The organism is Gordonia hirsuta DSM 44140 = NBRC 16056, from assembly GCF_000333015.1.
Taxonomy (GTDB): Bacteria; Actinomycetota; Actinomycetes; order Mycobacteriales; family Mycobacteriaceae; genus Gordonia; species Gordonia hirsuta.
Genome location: NZ_BANT01000002.1, coordinates 115068 through 133528 on the forward strand (window position 1 = coordinate 115068; position 18461 = coordinate 133528).

At 67.7% G+C, this 18461-nt stretch carries 16 protein-coding genes; 10 read left to right on the forward strand and 6 right to left on the reverse strand.

The genetic code is table 11. From position 1 onward, the window contains the following. Entirely contained in the window at window positions 1–1224 is a 1224-nt protein-coding gene (locus GOHSU_RS00700) for a hypothetical protein (RefSeq protein ID WP_005935251.1), read from the forward strand. 4 nt (window positions 1225–1228) lie between these two features. Here GOHSU_RS00700 and GOHSU_RS00705 read toward each other — a convergent pair whose 3' ends face one another. Further along, the gene (locus tag GOHSU_RS00705; RefSeq protein WP_005935253.1) at window positions 1229–1666 is read right to left on the reverse strand and encodes a QcrA and Rieske domain-containing protein; all 438 of its coding nucleotides are present in this window, start codon (window positions 1664–1666) and stop codon (window positions 1229–1231) included. A gap of 145 nt (window positions 1667–1811) precedes the next feature. Here GOHSU_RS00705 and uvrB point away from each other — a divergent pair, with 145 nt between their 5' ends. Further along, window positions 1812–3965 carry an excinuclease ABC subunit UvrB gene (gene uvrB, locus GOHSU_RS00710; RefSeq protein ID WP_024332670.1) on the forward strand — a complete coding sequence of 718 codons (2154 nt, stop codon included), beginning with the start codon at window positions 1812–1814 and terminating at the stop codon, window positions 3963–3965. An 89-nt stretch (window positions 3966–4054) separates the two neighbouring features. Further along, complete coding sequence (locus GOHSU_RS00715) at window positions 4055–4501, forward strand: universal stress protein (RefSeq protein ID WP_005935257.1); 447 nt, start codon at window positions 4055–4057, stop codon at window positions 4499–4501. 46 nt (window positions 4502–4547) lie between these two features. Here GOHSU_RS00715 and GOHSU_RS00720 read toward each other — a convergent pair whose 3' ends face one another. The 3 genes from GOHSU_RS00720 to GOHSU_RS00730 form a co-directional block, all read right to left on the reverse strand. Then, window positions 4548–6845 carry a HelD family protein gene (locus GOHSU_RS00720; protein WP_005935259.1) on the reverse strand — a complete coding sequence of 766 codons (2298 nt, stop codon included), beginning with the start codon at window positions 6843–6845 and terminating at the stop codon, window positions 4548–4550. Window positions 6846–6953: 108 nt separating this feature from the next. Further along, on the reverse strand, window positions 6954–7961 hold the full coding sequence (locus GOHSU_RS00725; protein WP_005935261.1) for a DoxX family protein: 1008 nt from the start codon (window positions 7959–7961) through the stop codon (window positions 6954–6956). A gap of 149 nt (window positions 7962–8110) precedes the next feature. Then, on the reverse strand, window positions 8111–8809 hold the full coding sequence (locus GOHSU_RS00730) for an MBL fold metallo-hydrolase (RefSeq protein WP_005935262.1): 699 nt from the start codon (window positions 8807–8809) through the stop codon (window positions 8111–8113). Between the two features lie 141 nt (window positions 8810–8950). On the opposite strand from GOHSU_RS00730, the gene uvrA reads away from it, so the two are divergent. The 3 genes from uvrA to GOHSU_RS00745 are packed head-to-tail and all read left to right on the forward strand — an operon-like array spanning window position 8951 to window position 13229. Beyond that, window positions 8951–11824, forward strand: coding sequence for an excinuclease ABC subunit UvrA (gene uvrA / locus GOHSU_RS00735; protein ID WP_005935264.1), 2874 nt, complete (start codon window positions 8951–8953; stop codon window positions 11822–11824). Window positions 11825–11872: 48 nt separating this feature from the next. Continuing rightward, window positions 11873–12862 carry a hypothetical protein gene (locus GOHSU_RS00740; RefSeq protein WP_005935266.1) on the forward strand — a complete coding sequence of 330 codons (990 nt, stop codon included), beginning with the start codon at window positions 11873–11875 and terminating at the stop codon, window positions 12860–12862. Between the two features lie 55 nt (window positions 12863–12917). Beyond that, window positions 12918–13229 (forward strand): hypothetical protein, encoded by a 312-nt coding sequence (locus tag GOHSU_RS00745; RefSeq protein ID WP_005935268.1) that lies wholly within the window; start codon window positions 12918–12920, stop codon window positions 13227–13229. A 22-nt stretch (window positions 13230–13251) separates the two neighbouring features. Here GOHSU_RS00745 and GOHSU_RS00750 read toward each other — a convergent pair whose 3' ends face one another. Then, window positions 13252–13632 carry a DUF1844 domain-containing protein gene (locus tag GOHSU_RS00750; protein ID WP_005935270.1) on the reverse strand — a complete coding sequence of 127 codons (381 nt, stop codon included), beginning with the start codon at window positions 13630–13632 and terminating at the stop codon, window positions 13252–13254. Between the two features lie 209 nt (window positions 13633–13841). Here GOHSU_RS00750 and infC point away from each other — a divergent pair, with 209 nt between their 5' ends. The 4 genes from infC to GOHSU_RS00770 all read left to right on the forward strand — a co-directional run bounded on the left by infC (window position 13842) and on the right by GOHSU_RS00770 (window position 15981). After that, a complete protein-coding gene (gene infC / locus GOHSU_RS00755) occupies window positions 13842–14438 on the forward strand; it encodes a translation initiation factor IF-3 (RefSeq protein ID WP_081597674.1) in 597 nt (198 codons plus the stop codon). Window positions 14439–14531: 93 nt separating this feature from the next. Further along, a complete protein-coding gene (rpmI, locus tag GOHSU_RS00760; RefSeq protein ID WP_005935274.1) occupies window positions 14532–14726 on the forward strand; it encodes a 50S ribosomal protein L35 in 195 nt (64 codons plus the stop codon). Between the two features lie 38 nt (window positions 14727–14764). After that, window positions 14765–15145 carry a 50S ribosomal protein L20 gene (rplT, locus tag GOHSU_RS00765; RefSeq protein ID WP_005935276.1) on the forward strand — a complete coding sequence of 127 codons (381 nt, stop codon included), beginning with the start codon at window positions 14765–14767 and terminating at the stop codon, window positions 15143–15145. Window positions 15146–15186: 41 nt separating this feature from the next. Next, on the forward strand, window positions 15187–15981 hold the full coding sequence (locus GOHSU_RS00770) for a TrmH family RNA methyltransferase (RefSeq protein WP_005935279.1): 795 nt from the start codon (window positions 15187–15189) through the stop codon (window positions 15979–15981). 185 nt (window positions 15982–16166) lie between these two features. Here the strand turns inward: GOHSU_RS00770 and GOHSU_RS00775 are convergent, their stop codons facing one another. Further along, on the reverse strand, window positions 16167–18458 hold the full coding sequence (locus tag GOHSU_RS00775; protein WP_005935281.1) for a protein kinase domain-containing protein: 2292 nt from the start codon (window positions 18456–18458) through the stop codon (window positions 16167–16169). Window positions 18459–18461: the final 3 nt, after the last annotated feature.

Here is an 18461-nt window from a genome sequence, read left to right on the forward strand (position 1 = left end):
ATGCGAACCACGACCACGCTCCTGACCCTTTCGGCCGCGGCCCTGCTGGCACTGACCGGCTGCACGGCTGCGACAGACCAGAAGTCAACGGACACAACAACGTCGGCCGGTGCGCCGGTCGAACAGCGTGCTGCCCAACCGCGGCTGGCGCTGACCCACGACGGCGGAGTGACCGTCCTGGACGGGCTCGACCTGAGTCCGATCGCCGACTTGGACTATGACGGCTTCATCCGCGCCACGCCCGCCGGCGACGGCCGCCACGTATTCGTGTCCACGGCGGCGGGCTTCGAACTGCTCGATATGGGCACTTGGCGTGAGCCGCACGACGGGCATGCGCACTACTACACGAGCGCGCCGCGCAAGACCGGCATCGTCTACGACGGTGCCAAGCCGGGGCACGTCATCGCCCACGAGGGCCGCACCGCGCTCTTCACCGACGGCACCGGCCGGGTCCGCGTGCTCGACACCGAGGCGATCGGCGCCCCCGATGCGGTGATCACCGAACTCACCGTGCCGCCGCACCACGGCGTCGCCGTCGCGCGGGCCGACGGCTCGATCCTGGTCTCCCAACCGATCGGGGAGAAGGCCGGTGGACTGCGCATCCTCGGTGCCGACGGCACCGTGATCGCCGAGAACACCGACTGCCCGGGCCTGCACGGTCAGGCCGCCGGGGCCGGTGGCGTGCTCACCTTCGGCTGCACGGACGGCGCGCTGATGGTGGACGGCGACCGGATCACCAAGATCTCCGCCGACATCCCCTACGCTCGGCTGGGCAATCAGGCCGGCAGCCCCGCCTCGCCGGTGGTGCTGGCCGACTACAAGACCGAAAAGGACGCCGACCTGGAACGCCCGGACCGTTTCGCGTTGATCGACACCGCCGGTGCCGGCTCGATCACCGTGCACCACATCGACTTCAGCTACAGTTTCAAATCGCTCGGTCGTGGGGCAGACGGGGAAGTGGTGCTGCTGGGCACCGATGGTCGACTGCACGTCTACGATCGGCTCACCGGCGCCGAGAAGGCGTCCTACCGGGTGATCGAGCCCTGGACCGAACCCGCGCAGTGGCAGTCGCCGTCACCGGACCTGCTGATCTCGGGATCCACCGCCTATGTGACCGATCCGGCCGCCGGGAAGATCCTCGCGGTCAGCCTGCACGACGGCAGCACGCTGCGCACCGCGGCGCTGGAGCATTCGCCGCTGGAGTTGACCGGCGTCAGCGGCTGAGTCCTCAGGCCAAGACGATATCGTCGCCGTCGACCGCGATCTGGACCGGCGGCAGGGGGCGCGCGGCCGGGCCGCGCTGAACGGAGCCGTCGAGTGCGAACTTGCTCTGATGGCACGGGCAGATCAGGTCGGCGCCCTGAGCGGTCACGGCGCAGCCCTGGTGCGTACAGACGCTGGACAGCCCTTCGTAGCGGCCGGCCTCGGGCTGGGTGATCACCACATCGCCTGCCACCACCGCGCCGCCGACCGGCACCTGATCGGTCGCGGCCAGCACGGTGACGCCGTCAGCGCGAACGGTCGTGCTCAACGGGGCCGTCACCCGCCCGGCGGTCCCGGTGCACGCGGTGGCGGCCAGCGCGACGGCGGCCGCTCCCGCCCCGGCCAGTACGGTACGGCGGCCGATGTCGGCGGGCTCGAGGGGCGAGTCGGTCGGATGATCCATGATCGGACTTTCGGTCGAGGGGCTGTCCTGACCATTGTGCGCGTCCGGCCCGGGGACGGGCTGTGAAGGTCCTCACCTGCGGTCCGGCCGACCGCGGCCGGTCGTGGAACGGCGCGTGTCGGTGGTCGCGGATATCCTGGAGAACATGGCATTCGCAGCAGAACAGCCGGTGGTCGCCCACTCGGAGTACCGGCCGATCGGCGACGTGGAGCGCAGTGACGGTTCCTTCGAGGTGGTCAGTGATCTGGAACCGGCCGGCGACCAGCCGACGGCCATCGCCGAATTGGAGCAGCGGCTGACCGACGGGGAAGCCGACATCGTGCTGATGGGCGCGACCGGTACGGGAAAGTCGGCGACCACGGCCTGGCTGATCGAGAAGATGCAGCGGCCCACCCTGGTGATGGCGCCGAACAAGACCCTGGCGGCTCAGTTGGCCAACGAGTTGCGCGAGATGCTGCCCAATAACGCGGTCGAGTACTTCGTCTCCTACTACGACTACTACCAGCCCGAGGCGTACATCGCCCAGACGGACACCTACATCGAGAAGGACAGCTCCATCAACGACGATGTGGAGCGGCTGCGCCATTCGGCGACCTCGAGCCTGCTCTCGCGCCGCGATGTGGTGGTGGTCGCCTCGGTGTCGTGCATCTACGGTCTGGGTACCCCGCAGAGCTACCTGGACCGCTCGGTGGAACTGGCCGTGGGCGACACCATCGACCGCGATGCGCTGCTGCGGCTGCTGGTGGACATCCAGTACAACCGCAACGACGTCGCCTTCACCCGGGGAAGCTTCCGGGTGCGCGGGGACACCGTGGAGATCATCCCCTCGTACGAGGAACTGGCCGTGCGCATCGAGTTCTTCGGCGACGAGGTCGAAGCGCTCTACTACCTGCACCCGCTGACCGGGGATGTGATCCGTCAGGTCGACAATCTGCGGATCTTCCCGGCCACCCACTACGTCGCGGGTCCCGAGCGCATGGCCAAGGCCATCGCCGGAATCGAGGCCGAACTGGAAGAACGGCTGGCAGAGTTCGAAGACCAGGGGAAACATCTGGAGGCTCAGCGGCTGCGGATGCGGACCAACTACGACATCGAGATGATGCGGCAGGTCGGCTTCTGCTCGGGCATCGAGAACTACTCGCGGCATATCGACGACCGTGGTCCCGGGAGCCCGCCGGCGACGCTGATCGACTACTTCCCGGACGATTTCCTGCTGGTGATCGACGAGTCGCATGTCACGGTGCCGCAGATCGGGGCCATGTACGAGGGCGATATGTCCCGCAAGCGCAACCTGGTCGAGTTCGGCTTCCGGTTGCCCTCAGCGGTGGACAATCGGCCGCTGACCTGGGACGAATTCGTCGACCGCACCGGGCAGACGGTGTATCTGTCGGCGACGCCGGGGCCGTACGAACTGGGCCAGTCCGGCGGTGAATTCGTCGAACAGGTGATCCGCCCGACGGGACTGCTGGACCCGAAGATCGTCGTCAAGTCGACCAAGGGGCAGATCGACGATCTGGTGCACGAGATCGCCGAACGGACCGAGCGCGATGAACGCGTCCTGGTCACCACGCTGACCAAGAAGATGTCCGAGGATCTCACCGACTACCTCCTCGAACTCGGTGTGCGGGTCCGGTACCTGCACTCGGAGGTCGACACGCTGCGCCGAGTGGAGTTGCTGCGGCAGCTGCGCAGCGGCGAATTCGACGTCTTGGTCGGTATCAACCTGCTGCGCGAGGGACTGGATCTTCCCGAGGTGTCGCTGGTCGCCATCCTCGATGCGGATAAGGAGGGCTTCCTGCGCAGTACCACCTCGCTGATCCAGACCATCGGCCGTGCCGCCCGCAACGTCTCCGGTGAGGTGCACATGTATGCCGACAAGATCACCGACTCGATGCAGCAAGCCATCGATGAGACCGATCGCCGCCGGGCCAAGCAGATCGCCTACAACAAAGAGAAGGGCGTCGATCCGCAGCCGTTGCGCAAGAAGATCAACGACATCCTCGATCAGGTCTACCGGGAGGCCGAAGACGCGGTGGAGGTCGGCGGCTCCGGCCGCAACGCCAGCCGCGGCCGCCGCGCCCAGGGGGAGGTGTCCCGGGCGGTGAGCGCGGGGGTGATCGAACAGCGCGACACCTCGTCGATGCCGCGGGCAGAGCTGGCCGACCTGGTGCAGGAGCTGACCGATCAGATGATGAGTGCGGCTCGCGATCTGCAGTTCGAACTGGCCGGACGGTTGCGCGACGAGATCGCCGACCTGAAGAAAGAACTGCGCGGGATGGACGCCGCCGGGGTCAAGTAGGACTCAAGGAGCCCTGTGCAAGGTATGTTTTTCACAGCGACCCCGTCGGATACGCCGAGCGGGGCAGATGTCGGAGGTTGAAAGCAAGCATGGCCGATTACAAGACCATCGTCGTCGGAACCGATGGCTCCGAGTCCTCGCTGCACGCCGTTTCGCGGGCCGGATCCATCGCCGGTGACAGCGCCACCCTCGTGGTCGCTTGTGCCTACTTCGTCAACGACGGCAAGACCGCCAGCGCTGCCAGTGATGCGCTCGGCGCCGACGCCTACCAGGTAATGGGGAGCTCGCCGACCGAGGAGATCCTGCGCACCGCCAAGGAGCGCGCACAGCAGGCCGGCGCCGCCACCGTGCAGACCCGGGCGATCAAGGGCGCCCCGGTCGACGCGCTGCTGCAGCTGGTCACCGACGTGCAGGCCGACCTGCTCGTGGTCGGAAACAAGGGCCTCAACTCCATCGCCGGGCGCCTGCTCGGATCGGTTCCGGCCGACGTCGCACGCAAGGCCGCCTGCGATGTGCTGATCGTTCACACCACCTAGAACGTCCCACTCCTGGACGGCCCGGCGATCGACGACGCCGGGCCGGTCAGTTGTGCTGTCCGCCCGCGGCCGGCAGGTCTGCCAGATCGGCCGGCAGTCCGAGCCGATGGACGACGACCAGGCGCTGCGTCGCCCGGGTCAGCCCGACGTACAGGTCGCTGAACCCGCGCGGGGAGGTCTCGATCAGTTCGGCTGGTTCGGCCACCACCACGTTGTCGAACTCCAGTCCCTTGGCCGCGCTCAACGGCAGGACCCGGATCCCGTCGATATCGTCGCTGGCCGCGGCCTCGGCGGCCCGGGTGTCGGCGACCAGGACCGCGGTGAGCCCCGGCCAGTGGGCGTCACGCGCCGCCGCCAGCGCGGCCGGCAGTGTTTCAGTATCCGCCACCGCCAGTGCGTACGGCTCGATACCGTTGCTGCGCAACGATTTCGGCGGGATCTGATCCGCATCGATTCGTGTCAGCAGCCGATTGGCGTAGCGGGTGATCTCCGCTGGAGTGCGGTAGTTGATCGTCAGGTCCCGCTGACGCCAGCGTCCGGCGACATAGGGGGAGAAGATCCGGTCCCACGAGGTGGTGCCGGCCGGATCGCCGGTCTGTGCGGTATCGCCGATCACTGTCATCCACCGGTTCGGGATCCGGCGCATGATCATGCGCCAGGCCATCGTCGACAACTCCTGTGCCTCGTCGACGATCACGTGCCCGAAGGTCCAGCTGCGATCGGAATGCGCCCGCTCGGCGGTGGTCAGATACTCGGTGACCTCCTGGCGCTCGGCGAGTTGCTCGGCGTCGATCAGGTCGTAGGCCATCAGCAGTTCCGGATCCAGATCGTCCTCCAGATCCTGCGGCGCCGAACCGGTCAGAATGTCCAGGGCGTCCTGGGCTTCGGCGATGCGGCGGCGCCACTGGATCTGCTGTTCGCGCAGTGCTTCATCGGTGCGGTAGCCCAGGAGCTCGGCGAGCTCGTCGAGCAGCGGAACATCGGCAGGGCTCATATCGGCGTCGTCGGGCAGCGGATGGGCAGGGCGTGCCAGGGCGGCGCGATCATCGTCGTCCCAGCCGCGGGTCACCTTGCGCCGGAAGACGTCGTCGTCGTACAGATCGCGCAGCAACTCCTGGGGTGTCAGCGTCGGCCAGAACTGCAGGATCGTCCGCACGACCTCGTCCTCGGACTCGAGTTCCTGGCGGATGTCGATCAGATCGCCGGCGGTGAGCAGCTGCGAGCCGTCCAGCGGCGAAGCGCCGAGCCGGCGCGCGTGCCGGGTGGCCAGCTCGTCCAGCGCGGCCCGCAGGAAGGTGCGCTGGGCCAGGTTGTGGGGGCGCCGGGTGGCTCGCGCCGCCGCCCGTGCGGCCTTGATCAGCTCGCTGTCGACGGGCAGACGGTAGCCGTCGAACTGCACCGAAACACCTTGCGGCGGAAGACTTTCCCGCGCACGCACCGCCGCCCGCAGGACGGGCAGGATGCGGTCTGCATCGCCTTTGAGTTCGGCGGCCCGGCGGCTGTCGACGGCGCCGGCCACGATGCCGGGGAACAGGTTGCCGATCGTCGAGAGCAGGACGCCGGTCTCACCGAGGGACGGCAGCACCTGGGCGATATAGTCCAGGAAGGTCTCGTTGGGCCCAATGATCAAGACGCCGCTGCGCTCGAGGGTGTCCCGGTAGGTGTACAGCAGGTAGGCAGCACGGTGCAGCGCCACCGCCGTCTTGCCGGTACCCGGCCCGCCCTGCACCACCATCACCCCGCGCTGCGGATAGCGGATGATCTCGTCCTGTTCGCGCTGGATGGTCTCGACGATGTCGGTCATCTCGCCGGTGCGGGCGGCGTTGAGCGCGGTGACCAGCGCTGATTCATTGACGACGGAGGCTCCGATGCCGCCGTCGGTATCGATCTCGCCGGACAGCAGATGCTCGTCGGAGATGCTGCGCACGGTGCGCCGGCGGGTGCGCAGGTGGCGTCGTCGCGACACCCCCTCGGGGGAGGCCGGGGTGGCCAGATAGAACGGACGTGACAGCGGGGCACGCCAGTCCAGCAGCAGGCTCGTCACATGGTCGGCCTCGGCGATGCCCATGCGGCCGATCCGGCGGACGCTGCCGGTCTCCGGATCGTCGTGTTCCATATCGAGCCGGCCGAAGTACAGGTTGTGTTCGGCGGCGTCGATGCGGGCCAGCATCTGGGTGTAGTGCCGCTCGTACGATTCGCGTTCGGAGAGTTCTTGCGGGGTGCCCGCCGATTCGAGCAGCGTCTCCGACAGCCGGCGTGCCGCCGTCTTACGCATCTCGTCGAGCCGTCGGTAGAGGACGTCGAGGTGTACCTGCTCTTCGGTCAGGCGAGGATCGGGGTTCACAGTCGTTCCAGTCTACTGATCGCACTACGGTCGTGCCGATGCAGCAGAACGGCCGGTGCACCCGCTCGGAGTGCACCGGCCGTTCTGAAACCGGTCGGGGAGGAGCGGTCAGCTCGCGCGGCGCTCGCGCCAGCGGGTCTTCACCTTCCGGCCGGTCTCCTCGGCGAGATCCTTCGCCTGTTCGGCACCCTCGCGCGCGCGGTCGGCGACCACCGGTGCCTGCTCGCGGGCCTTCTCACCCAGGCTGATCGCCAGATCCTTGGCGTGTTCGGTACCTTCGCGCGCCCGGTCGGCCACGAGCGGTGCCCGGTCGGCGATCCGCTCGGCGGCCTCGTCGGCACGGTTTCGCACCTTGGCGGCGACCACCGGGGCGTTGGCCTGCACCTTGACGGCGGCGACCTCGGCACGGCCGCGTGCCTTATCGGCCACGACGGCGGCGCGCTCGGCGAGCTCATGCAGGTTCTCCTCGGGGCTGTCGCCGTTGAGGTGAGTCACCGCGTGCTTGCCGACCCGAGCCACGGCCGGCAGAGCCAGCGCGGCGACCGGATGACCGCCCGAGCGCAAGGCGTGCCGAGCGGCGCGGCGTGCGGTCCGCTTGGCGGCGCGCTTGCCGAGCTTGCCGGCTACCTGCGCCTCCTTGGCGGCGACCAGACCGGCGACCCTCGCCTCCTGGACGGTGTTGCGGGTACGCCAGGCCAGCGACGGCTCGCCGGCGGTGTCGGCGCTGGCGATCAGGGCGCCGCCGAGGAGGCCGACGTTCTTGATCAGGCCGACCTTGCGGGCCTCGCGGCGTACCGGATCGGTCTCGGTCCAGAAGGCGCCGTCGTACACCGTGACCGGCACCAGCGTGGTCGCCAGTACCGCCGAGGCGAAGCGGGGCGCCTTACCGGTGGCCAGCAGGACGCCGCCGCCGACCTGGACCGCACCGGCGATACGCATCGCGGTGGCCGCGTTCTGCGGAACGCGATCGGCCACGGGGGCAGGCAGTGCGTCGCGGCCCGAGTCGAGCATCGGCTGCACAGTCGCGGCCGCGTGCCTGGGGGCACGCAGCAACTCGGCGCCGGAGGCGACAAAGGCCGAGGCGAGCATGGGACGGGCGATCTTGCGGAGAATCACGCGGAACCTTCCGGCTGGAGACGTCTGTGGTCGGGGAGTTCCCACGCGAGGCGATGGTCAAACTCCCTGCGGCCCAGGGTAGGGCAGAAAACGCTGCCGAGGGGGCCGTCGCCGCACATCGAACCGGTGGTGGCCCGATCGGCCCGCGGTCACCAGCCGCGCTGGCGCCACTGTCCCAGGTGTGGCCGCTCGGCGCCGAGGGTGGTGTCCTTGCCGTGTCCGGGATAGACGACGGCGTCGTCGGCGTAGCGGGCGAACAGTTTGGTCTCGACCTCGTCGAGCAGGATCTCGAAATCACCGGGTTCCCACGTCTTGCCGATGCCGCCGGGGAACAGCGAGTCGCCGGTGAACAGGTGCGCGCGCCCGTTTCGTTCGGTGAGCACCAAGGCGATGGACCCGGGGGTGTGACCGACCAGGCTGATCACATCCAGTTCCAGGGCGCCCAGGGTGATCCGGTCGCCGCCGCGGAGCATCCGGTCCGGGGCCACCGGAAGGTCGGCGGCATCGGGGGCGCCGACGGCGGTGGGTACGTGCAGGGTGCGGGTCAACTCCTCCAGCGCCTGCCAGTGATCGAAGTGTCCGTGGGTGGTGACGATCTGCGTGAGCGTTCCCGGCAGGGTATCCAGCAGGGCCCGCAGGGAGCCGGGGTCGTTGGCGGCGTCGATCAGCAGCGACTGCATCGTCACCGGATCGGTCAGGATGTAGACGTTGTTGTCCATCGGTCCCACGGAGACCTTGACGACGGTGGCGTTGTCGAGGGTCCGGCGCTGAGCGGACACCTCGTAGCGGTCCGGGTCGGGGGTCACGTCGCCGGTGTAATCATCGGACACGGTCACCTTCATGCTCATACGCCCAGCCTACGTTCGGCGTGGACCGACGGTCCCGCTCCCGGCGAATCGGTGTTGTCGGTGGGTCCGCGTACCCTGGATCGGTGGGTGAACGCTGTTCGCCGCAGCCGTGTTCTGCATGAGTTTCTTGGGAGTGTCGCAATGGTTGATCGTCTGATCGTCCGGGGTGCGCGCGAGCACAATCTGCGCGGGATCGACATCGATCTGCCGCGCGATTCCCTGGTGGTGTTCACCGGGCTGTCCGGATCGGGCAAGTCGTCGCTGGCCTTCGACACGATCTTCGCCGAGGGCCAGCGCCGATACGTCGAATCGCTGTCGGCCTATGCCCGCCAGTTCCTCGGTCAGATGGACAAACCGGATGTGGACTTCATCGAAGGTCTCTCGCCGGCGGTGTCGATCGACCAGAAGTCGACCAACCGCAATCCACGTTCCACCGTCGGCACCATCACCGAGGTCTACGACTACCTGCGGCTGCTCTACGCGCGCGCCGGCACCCCGCACTGCCCACAGTGCGGAGCGAAGATCGAGCGTCAGACCCCGCAGCAGATCGTCGACCAGGTCCTGGAGATGGACGAGGGCACCCGGTTCCAGGTCCTGGCTCCGGTGGTGCGCAGCCGCAAGGGCGAGTTCGTGGACCTGTTCGCGGACCTGCAGACGCAGGGCTTCTCGCGGGCCCGGATCGACGGTCAGGTGTATCAGCTGACCGAGCCGCCGAAACTGAAGAAGCAGGAGAAGCACGACGTCGAGGTCGTCGTGGACCGGCTGGTGGTGAAGCCGACCGCGCGGCAGCGGCTGACCGATTCGGTGGAGACCGCGTTGCGGCTGGCTGACGGCATCGTCGTTCTGGATTTCGTGGACCGGGCCGAGGACGACGAGCACCGGACCCGCCGCTTCTCCGAGAAGATGGCCTGCCCCAATCAGCATCCGATCGCCATCGACGACCTGGAGCCGCGCAGTTTCTCGTTCAACTCCCCGTTCGGCGCCTGCCCCGAATGCGACGGCCTGGGCGTACACAAGGAGGTCGACGAATCGCTGGTGGTGCCCGACCCGGAGATGACCCTGGCCGACGGCGCCATCGCCCCGTGGTCGTCGGGCCACAACGCCGACTACTTTCAGCGGCTGATGGGCGGTCTGGGCGACCAGATGGGCTTCGATCTGGACACTCCGTGGAACAAGCTGCCGCGTAACGTCCGCAAGGCGCTGCTGGACGGCTCCGAGCACCAGGTGCACGTGAAGTTCCGTAATCGCTACGGGCGCACCCGCAGCTACCACACCGAATTCGAAGGCGTGATGGCGTTCCTGACCCGCCGGGCCGACGCCACCGAATCCGAGCAGATGAAGGAGCGCTACGAGGGCTACATGCGGGACGTGCCGTGTCCGGCGTGTTCGGGCACCCGGCTGCGCCCGGAGATCCTGTCGGTCACCCTGCACAATCCCGACCGCGGAGACTTCTCGATCGCCGAGGTCACGGCGTTGTCGGTGGCCGACTGCGCCGAATACCTGGACGGGTTGCTGCTGGGCGAACGTGAGACGGCCATCGCCGGCCGTGTCCTCAAGGAGGTCCAGGCCCGACTGCGCTTCCTGCTCGACGTGGGCCTGGAGTACCTGTCACTGGCGCGGGCGGCCGGGTCGCTGTCCGGCGGCGAGGCCCAGCGCATCCGGTTGGCCACGCAGATCGGTGCCGGTCTGGCCGGAGTGCTGTACGTGCTCGACGAGCCGTCGATCGGACTGCACCAGCGGGACAATCGGCGACTGATCGACACCCTGGTCCGGCTGCGCGATCTGGGGAACACGCTGATCGTCGTCGAACACGATGAGGACACCATCCGGGCCGCGGACTGGATCGTCGACATCGGCCCGCGCGCCGGCGAGCACGGCGGCCGCGTGGTGCACAGCGGTGACTACAAGGGTCTGCTGAAGAACAAGGAATCGTTGACCGGGGCGTACCTCTCGGGCCGTAAACAGCTGGAGGTGCCCACCGTCCGCCGGCCGGTCGACCGTAAACGGCAGGTCGGCGTGATCGGTGCGACGGAGAACAATCTGCGCGGCATCGATGTCAACTTCCCGCTGGGTGTCCTGACCGCCGTCACCGGTGTCTCCGGATCCGGGAAGTCGACGCTGGTCAACGACATTCTGGCGACGGTGCTGGCGAACAAACTGAACGGCGCCCGGCAGGTACCCGGACACCACACCCGCGTCACCGGTCTGGAACACCTCGACAAACTGGTGCAGGTGGACCAGTCGCCGATCGGCCGGACGCCGCGCTCCAACCCCGCCACCTACACCGGTGTCTTCGACAAGATCCGCACCCTGTTCGCCGCGACGACCGAAGCCAAGGTGCGCGGCTACCAGCCGGGCCGGTTCTCGTTCAACGTCAAGGGCGGCCGCTGTGAGGCGTGCGCGGGTGAGGGCACCATCAAGATCGAGATGAACTTCCTGCCGGACGTCTACGTGCCGTGCGAGGTGTGCCACGGTGCGCGGTACAACCGGGAGACGCTGGAGGTGCGGTACAAGGGCAAGACCATCTCCGAGGTGCTGGACATGCCGATCGACGAGGCCGCCGAGTTCTTCGAACCGGTCAGCTCGATCCACCGCTACCTCAAGACCCTGGTCGACGTCGGACTGGGCTATGTCCGCCTCGGCCAGCCCGCCCCGACGCTGTCCGGCGGTGAAGCCCAGCGCGTCAAACTGGCGGCCGAACTACAGAAACGGTCCACCGGGCGCACCGTGTACATCCTCGACGAGCCGACCACCGGTCTGCACTTCGAGGACATCCACAAGCTGCTCACCGTGATCGATGGACTGGTGGACAAGGGCAACACCGTCATCGTGATCGAACACAACCTGGACGTGATCAAGACGGCCGACTGGATCATCGACATGGGCCCCGAGGGCGGCAGCAGTGGCGGCACCGTCGTCACCCAGGGCACGCCCGAAGACGTCGCCGCCACGCCGGGCTCGTACACGGGGGCCTTTCTTCAGGAGATGTTGCCGGTCGCCGAGTCAGCGAGCTGACCGGAAGAGTTCACTGAAGCGGCAAAGAAGGCACGGTAGCCTTCGGGCATGCGTTTCAATGCTCCACCCGGTTGGCCGCCGGTACCCGAGGGCTGGGTTCCACCTGCTGGGTGGCAACCGAATCCGAACTGGCCGCCCGCGCCGGAGGGGTGGCAATGGTGGATCGATAACGAGACCGGACAAACGGCCGACGCCGATGATCGTCCCGATGCGGAAGACATCCCTCGCGTGTCGATCTCGAAACTGGATGCTCAGCTCGTCAAAGCCATGCAGTGGACGCGGCGAGACGGTGCAGACCGTCGCCGCGAGAAGGCGGTCACGACCGCGAATGACGAATCCGGCCTGACCAGTCAGTTCACCAGCCTGGGCCGCCAAGTAGCGGCATTCGGCACGATCCTGGCCCCGGGGGCCTCCCAGGTGCTGGGCCTCCTGGGCGCGATCTGTGCCTTGGAAAACGCTCAGTCGGAGGTGCTGCAGACCATCGACAGCAATGTGAAACTCCTGAAAGAGGGGCCGTTCCGGTCCGGGCGCCTGATGCTTCAGGAAGCCTACCGGGTCGGCGAGCGCGAGCATGAGGGCCGGCGCCTGCTCGCGGCGTCGAAGGACCGCTTCTTTGATGCTCTACCTCTTTCGGCATCGGTCCAGGAACAGGCCCTGGTCGAATTCCACCTGGGTCTGGTCGGACTGCTCCTCGGCAACAAGGATGATGCGCTCCACTGGTTCACGAAGGCTTACGGCTCATCGCGTGCCGTCGTGGAGGCGCTCTCGGAGGAGGCCGGCGATGTGAAGGTACTCAAATCGAAGTGGTCGGCGACCGCACTGACGGTCTCGTACGGGGCGGTTCTGTTGGTGTTGCCGTTCAAAGTCCGTCGGGTGATGCGCGCGAGCCGGGCGCGTTCGGCCCTCGATGACTATCTGCCTTTCGTGAACGCGGTCGCGACGTGTATGAACTCCGTGAACGCGGGGCCGGCCGCCCCGACTTTGACGATCACGCTGAACCCTGACGGTGGACGAACACTCCGCGAGTCGGCGACCTGACCCGGGCCGGACCGAACCGGCCGATCGAGCGCGCCCGCCGATTAGGCTGGATCCCATGAATATCGACGCACCTTCGACCCCGGACGATGCCGACGCGCTGGAGGCCGAGGTGGTCGCCTTCGACGCTGAACTGAGCCCGGGGGTGCAGGCGCCGTCGTACGAAGAGGTCACCGGCTACACGAAGGCCGGTAACCCCACCCTCGACCATGTCCGAGACAAGATCGAGCAGCGGGCTGCCACCGCGATCGGCGCGGAGGAGCTGGCCGCCGCGATGCCGGGGAACGAGAACCTCGACGAGTTCTTCGCCAAACGGGAGAAGGCCGCCAAGGCCAAGCTCGAGGAGATCCGCCGGTCGATGGGGAAGTAGCCCGCCGGTGTAACCGGTGGGATCAGTCCTTGACGGGGCCGGTCTGCTTCTCGCCGGGGCCCTCGCCGGGGGCATCGGGGAAGGCGCTGGCCTCGCGGAAGGCCAGCTGCAGAGCTTTGAGGCCGTCGGCGATCGGCTTGCGGTGCAGACCCAGATCCCCGAACGAGGCGGTGACCAGCCCGGCCAGTGCGTTGATGAGCGCACGAGCCTCGGGCAGGTCGCGGTACTCTTCGTCGCCGCCGGCCTCCGGTCCGACCTTTTCGGCCGCAGCGCTCATCAGCATCACCGCGGCCCGGGAGATCACCTCGATCGCCGGGATGGTGGCCAGCTCACGAACCTGGTCGGGACCACCGAAGGGGTCGGACGTGTCGGAGGAATCGGCCGAATAGGTGTGCTCGCTCATGACTGCTACACTGGCACAGGTTGACCACCCTGGCTCCGTCGGGGTAGCAAGAGGATCTCGAGTCCCACCGCGCGACGCACCGTGTCCGGCACTGCCGGGACGGGGCAGTTTCCCGGTAGAAGGTCACATCATCGCCGGCTGGCGAGGCAAGGTTCCCATAACCGGGGTCCCGCCCACCACGCGATGATGGCTTTCATTCGAGGCCCCTCCTGTTCGGTCGACACGACGAACACTTTGATCGAGGAGGCCACATCAGCACTGAGACCCGCATCAACGAGCGCATCCGCGTCCCTGAGGTCCGGCTTGTCGGACCCGGGGGTGAGCAGGTGGGCATCGTGCGTGTTGAAGATGCGCTTCGCCTGGCTTACGAAGCCGACTTGGACCTGGTCGAGGTCGCCCCTGAGGCGCGCCCGCCGGTGTGCAAGATCATGGACTACGGCAAGTTCAAGTACGAGGCGGCGCAGAAGAAGCGCGAGTCCCGCCGTAACCAGCAGATGACCGTCATCAAGGAGCAGAAGCTCCGCCCGAAGATCGACGACCACGATTACGAGACCAAGAAGGGTCACGTCGTCCGGTTCCTCGAAGCGGGTTCCAAGGTGAAGGTCACCATCATGTTCCGCGGACGTGAGCAGTCCCGGCCCGAACTGGGCTTCCGGCTGCTGCAGCGCCTGGCGGGCGACATCGCCGAGTACGGCTATGTCGAGACTTCGGCCAAGCAGGACGGCCGCAACATGACCATGGTCGTCGCCCCGCACAAGGGCTCCAAGACCCGGGCACAGGCCAAGCAGTCCGCTCCGGACGCTTAGCCCGCCCAACCCCGCACACCCCAGTCACGCGGAGACATCACCGAGCCGGCCTGGTCGGCCCGGTGATGATCTTCGCCCGAATGAAGGAAACCCATGCCTAAGGCCAAGACCCACAAGGGCACCGCGAAGCGTTTCAAGCTGACCGGCACCGGCAAGATCAAGCGCGAGCGCGCCGGCAAGCGCCACCTGCTCGAGCACAAGTCGTCACGTGTCACCCGTCGTCTGTCCGGCACCGTTGTGGTGAGCGAGGCCGACGCCCCGCGCATCAAGCGCCTGCTGAACAAGTGACCTGAGCCGGATAATCGTTAGTTAAGGAATAGATACTCATGGCACGTGTGAAGAGGGCCGTCAACGCCCAGAAGAAGCGCCGCTCCATCCTCGAGGCCTCCAAGGGCTACCGCGGTCAGCGGTCCCGGCTGTACCGCAAGGCCAAGGAGCAGCAGCTCCACTCGATGACCTACGCCTACCGCGATCGCAAGGCGCGTAAGAACGAGTTCCGGAAGCTGTGGATCCAGCGCATCAATGCTGCGGCCCGCGCCAACGACATGACCTACAACCGCTTCATGCAGGGCCTCAAGCTGGCCGGCATCGAGGTGGACCGCAAGGTGCTCGCCGACCTGGCCGTCACCGATCCGGCTGCTTTCTCCGGTCTGGTCGACGCTGCTCGTGCAGCACTGCCGGAAGACGTGAACGCGCCGGTCGCCTGATCGGCCCTCGTTCACCACAGAAGTACTCGAAACGACCCGTGATGGATGTTCTCACCGAACGTTCCTCGCGGGTCGTTTCGTTGGCAAAGCTGCATCGGGCCGCGGTACGACGATCCGAGCAGCGCTTCCTCGCCGAAGGGGCGAACGCGGTCGACGCCGCGCTGACCACCGGCCGCGCCGTGCGGCTGCTGGTGCGCGAAGACGACGTGGAGCGGTTCGCCGACTTGGTCTCCCGCGCGCAGGCCGCGGGACTGGAGGTGCACCTGCTCAACGGGCGCGCCGCCGACAAACTCTCCGAGACCACCACCGCGCCCGGCGTCTTCGCCGAGGCCACCCTGCTGACCCGATCGCTCGACGACGTCGAGCTGGCCGGCCCCGGCTTCACGGTGGTGGCGGTGGAGCCCCGCGAGCCGGGCAATGCCGGCACGCTGATCCGCTGCGCCGACGCGCTCGGCGCGAAAGCCGCTGTGATGCTGGGTGATTCGGTGGACCCGCACAACGGCAAGTGCGTGCGCGCGAGCGCGGGCAGCGTCTTTCACATTCCTATCGCCGTCGAGCGTGATGTCGACGCCGGACTGGCACGGCTGCGTGAGGCCGGTCTGCTGACGCTGGCGACCACCATGGACGGCGAGGTCCCGCTGCCCGAGGCCGGCTCTCTCCTGTCCCGCCCGCACGCCTGGTTGTTCGGCAACGAGGCACACGGCCTGCCGGCCGAGGTGATCACCGGGGCCGACCATCGGGTGTCGATCCCGATCGCCGGCCGCGCCGAGAGCCTCAATCTGGCCGCCGCCAGCGCCATCTGCCTCTACGCCAGCGCCGCCGCGGCCTCGAGGTAGTCGCATACCGGTCGCACTTGCGCCGGGTTGTTGCCTCAAGACGGGCGAAGGCACAGCGCGAAACGGGGTCAACCCCAGCTGTCCGAGATACGCCGGGCAGGTCAAGGGGCAGTCGCCGGGCTGAGCACCGGCCCGGCCCCCGACCGGACACCGCAGCGCCGCTGCCCGGGTGTCCGGCCGGTCGCTCAGGAGCCGAAGTCGACTTCCGTCGGGGTGTGCACCGGGTCGCCGGACGAACCGGATCCGATCTGGCCCAGCTCGTTGTCACCCCAGCAGTAGAGTTTTCCGTCGCTGCGAGCACAGGTGGTGCCACTGCCGGTGACGAGTGCGGTGACCCGGTTCATGCCCTCGACCCTGGTCGGCTCGGTCACGAAGGAGCCGTCTCCGTTGCTGCCGGTCTGGCCGAAGCTGTTGTCGCCCCAGCAGTAGGCCTGCCCGTCGCTGGCGACGGAGCAGACCGTATTGGTATCGGTGGACACGGTAGCTGCGTCGGGCAGCCCGGTGACCTCCTTGGGGGCCTTCTGCGAGCTCGTCTTGTTCTCGGCGTCGATCACCGAGCCCCAGCAGTACACCTTGGCATCGGCGACCCCGCAGACCTGGTGGAAGCTGCTGCCGTCGATGGTGCCGCCGCCCACCTGGGCAGAGGTGACGTTCTTGAGCCCCGCGATCTCGACCGGGCGCGTGGAGGCATCGGTGTCACCGGTGCCCAACTGCCCGTCGTAGTTGTGTCCCCAGCAGTACAGTTTCTGCTCCTGGGTGATCGCGCAGGTGTTCCCCGAGTACACCGACACCGAGGTGACGTCGCTGATCCCGTCGACCTTGGTGGGAGATTCGATCTGCCGATCGGCGACACGCTCCTGCCCCGCTTCGCCGCGGGAGTTCCAGCCCCAGCAGTAGACGTCGCCATCGGAGACCGCGCAGGTCGTCCACTTGTCGGTACCGATCGCGGTGACCGTGCCGAGCCCGTTGACCTTCTGCGGGGTGTTGATGGTGCGGCTGCTGCCGTTGCCGAGCGCACCGAACAGTCCGTCTCCCCAGCAGTAGGCATCGCCGTCGGCGACTGCGCAGGCGGTCACATCGGCGGGTTCGCTGCTGGTGCGAGACGGCATACCGCCCAGGGACACCGCGGTCACTTTGGACAGGGCGGTGACGTGTTGCGGGGTCTGCTGGTCGCTGGTCCCGCCGTCGCCGAGCTGGCCGTCATGGTTGGCGCCCCAGCAGTAGAGTTTCTCGTCCTGTACCGCGCAGACGGTGCCCATGTATTCCGACAGCTGCGCCTGGTCGGCGGCGGTGGCCAGCGGAGTCGCCGGCGTCGTATCGAAGACCCCGGCCGCGTACAGCCCGCTGGGAACACCGATCAGCAGCGCGGCCGCCGCTGCAGCCAGTCCGATCAACAGCGGCTTGCGGTTCTTCTTCGGGGCGGCGGGCTGCGGGGTGCCCCCGTGCAGCGGTGTCCAGCCGGTGGGCGGGCCCGGGTAGGCCTGCGCCGCCGGATAACCGGTGGCCGGGCCCGGTGCCTGGCCGGGGTAGCCGTGGTGGGTCTGATAGCCGGAAGGGAGCGGATAGCCGGGCTGGGAAGGATACGACGGCTGCGACGGATGGGAGGCGCCGCCCGATGGAGGCAACGGCGTGATCGAGGTCGCGGCGGCCCCGGGAGTCTGCTGCAGGGCACGCAGGAGATCGGCGGCGAAACTGCGGCAGTCGGGGTAGCGGACGGCCGGATCCTTGGCCATCGCCCGGGCCAGGACCGGGGCGAACGCGGCCAGGTCCGGGCGCAGCGCAGCGATGGACGGCACCGGCTGCTGTACGTGCGCCATCATCATCGCCATGGCGGTGTCGGCCTGGAACGGTGTCACCCCGGCGAGCAGGGTGTAGACGGTGCAGGCCAGGGAGTACTGGTCCGAACGCGGTCCGGCCTGCTGTCCGGAGATCACCTCCGGCGCGGTGTAGGCCATGGTGCCCACGACTGAATCGGCTGCGGTCAGTTGCGGGGAGTCGGCAAGGCGTGCGATCCCGAAATCGAGGACCACCGCGCGGCGCAGTGCACCGTCGTCCCCGCGGGTGGCGATGATGTTCGCCGGTTTGATGTCGCGGTGGACCACCTGCCGGCTGTGCGCGTAGTCCAGTGCGTCGGCCACCTGCGCCACGGCAGTGACGATATCGGCCACCGGCAGCTGCGCCGTCGACAGATCCGGCCCGTCCAGGTAGCTCATGGTGAACCAAGGTGCATCGTCGTGCACACCATGGGCGTAGACGGTGATGATGCTCGGGTGGTCCAGGGCGGCGGCGGTCCGTGCTTCGTTGGTGAATCGCTGCTGGAAATCCGGGTTCGAGCTCGCGCCGACAGAGATCACCTTCAGCGCTTCCCGCCGCATCAGCTGCGGACTTTCGACCAGGTAGACCTCGCCCATAGCGCCTGAGCCGAGTGCGGCCACCACGCGGTATCCGGCGATCGTCGATCCGGGGTCGACGGGCATGTG

Coding starts and splice junctions, on each gene's coding strand:
- rplT (WP_005935276.1), top strand. CDS start 14,765: ATGGCACGTGTGAAGAGGGCCGTCAACGCCCAGAAGAAGCGCCGCTCC.
- GOHSU_RS00700 (WP_005935251.1), top strand. CDS start 1: ATGCGAACCACGACCACGCTCCTGACCCTTTCGGCCGCGGCCCTGCTG.
- GOHSU_RS00745 (WP_005935268.1), top strand. CDS start 12,918: ATGAATATCGACGCACCTTCGACCCCGGACGATGCCGACGCGCTGGAG.
- GOHSU_RS00740 (WP_005935266.1), top strand. CDS start 11,873: ATGCGTTTCAATGCTCCACCCGGTTGGCCGCCGGTACCCGAGGGCTGG.
- uvrB (WP_024332670.1), top strand. CDS start 1,812: ATGGCATTCGCAGCAGAACAGCCGGTGGTCGCCCACTCGGAGTACCGG.
- GOHSU_RS00705 (WP_005935253.1), bottom strand. CDS start 1,666: ATGGATCATCCGACCGACTCGCCCCTCGAGCCCGCCGACATCGGCCGC.
- GOHSU_RS00715 (WP_005935257.1), top strand. CDS start 4,055: ATGGCCGATTACAAGACCATCGTCGTCGGAACCGATGGCTCCGAGTCC.
- GOHSU_RS00750 (WP_005935270.1), bottom strand. CDS start 13,632: ATGAGCGAGCACACCTATTCGGCCGATTCCTCCGACACGTCCGACCCC.
- uvrA (WP_005935264.1), top strand. CDS start 8,951: ATGGTTGATCGTCTGATCGTCCGGGGTGCGCGCGAGCACAATCTGCGC.
- GOHSU_RS00775 (WP_005935281.1), bottom strand. CDS start 18,458: ATGCCCGTCGACCCCGGATCGACGATCGCCGGATACCGCGTGGTGGCC.
- GOHSU_RS00730 (WP_005935262.1), bottom strand. CDS start 8,809: ATGAGCATGAAGGTGACCGTGTCCGATGATTACACCGGCGACGTGACC.
- rpmI (WP_005935274.1), top strand. CDS start 14,532: ATGCCTAAGGCCAAGACCCACAAGGGCACCGCGAAGCGTTTCAAGCTG.
- GOHSU_RS00770 (WP_005935279.1), top strand. CDS start 15,187: ATGGATGTTCTCACCGAACGTTCCTCGCGGGTCGTTTCGTTGGCAAAG.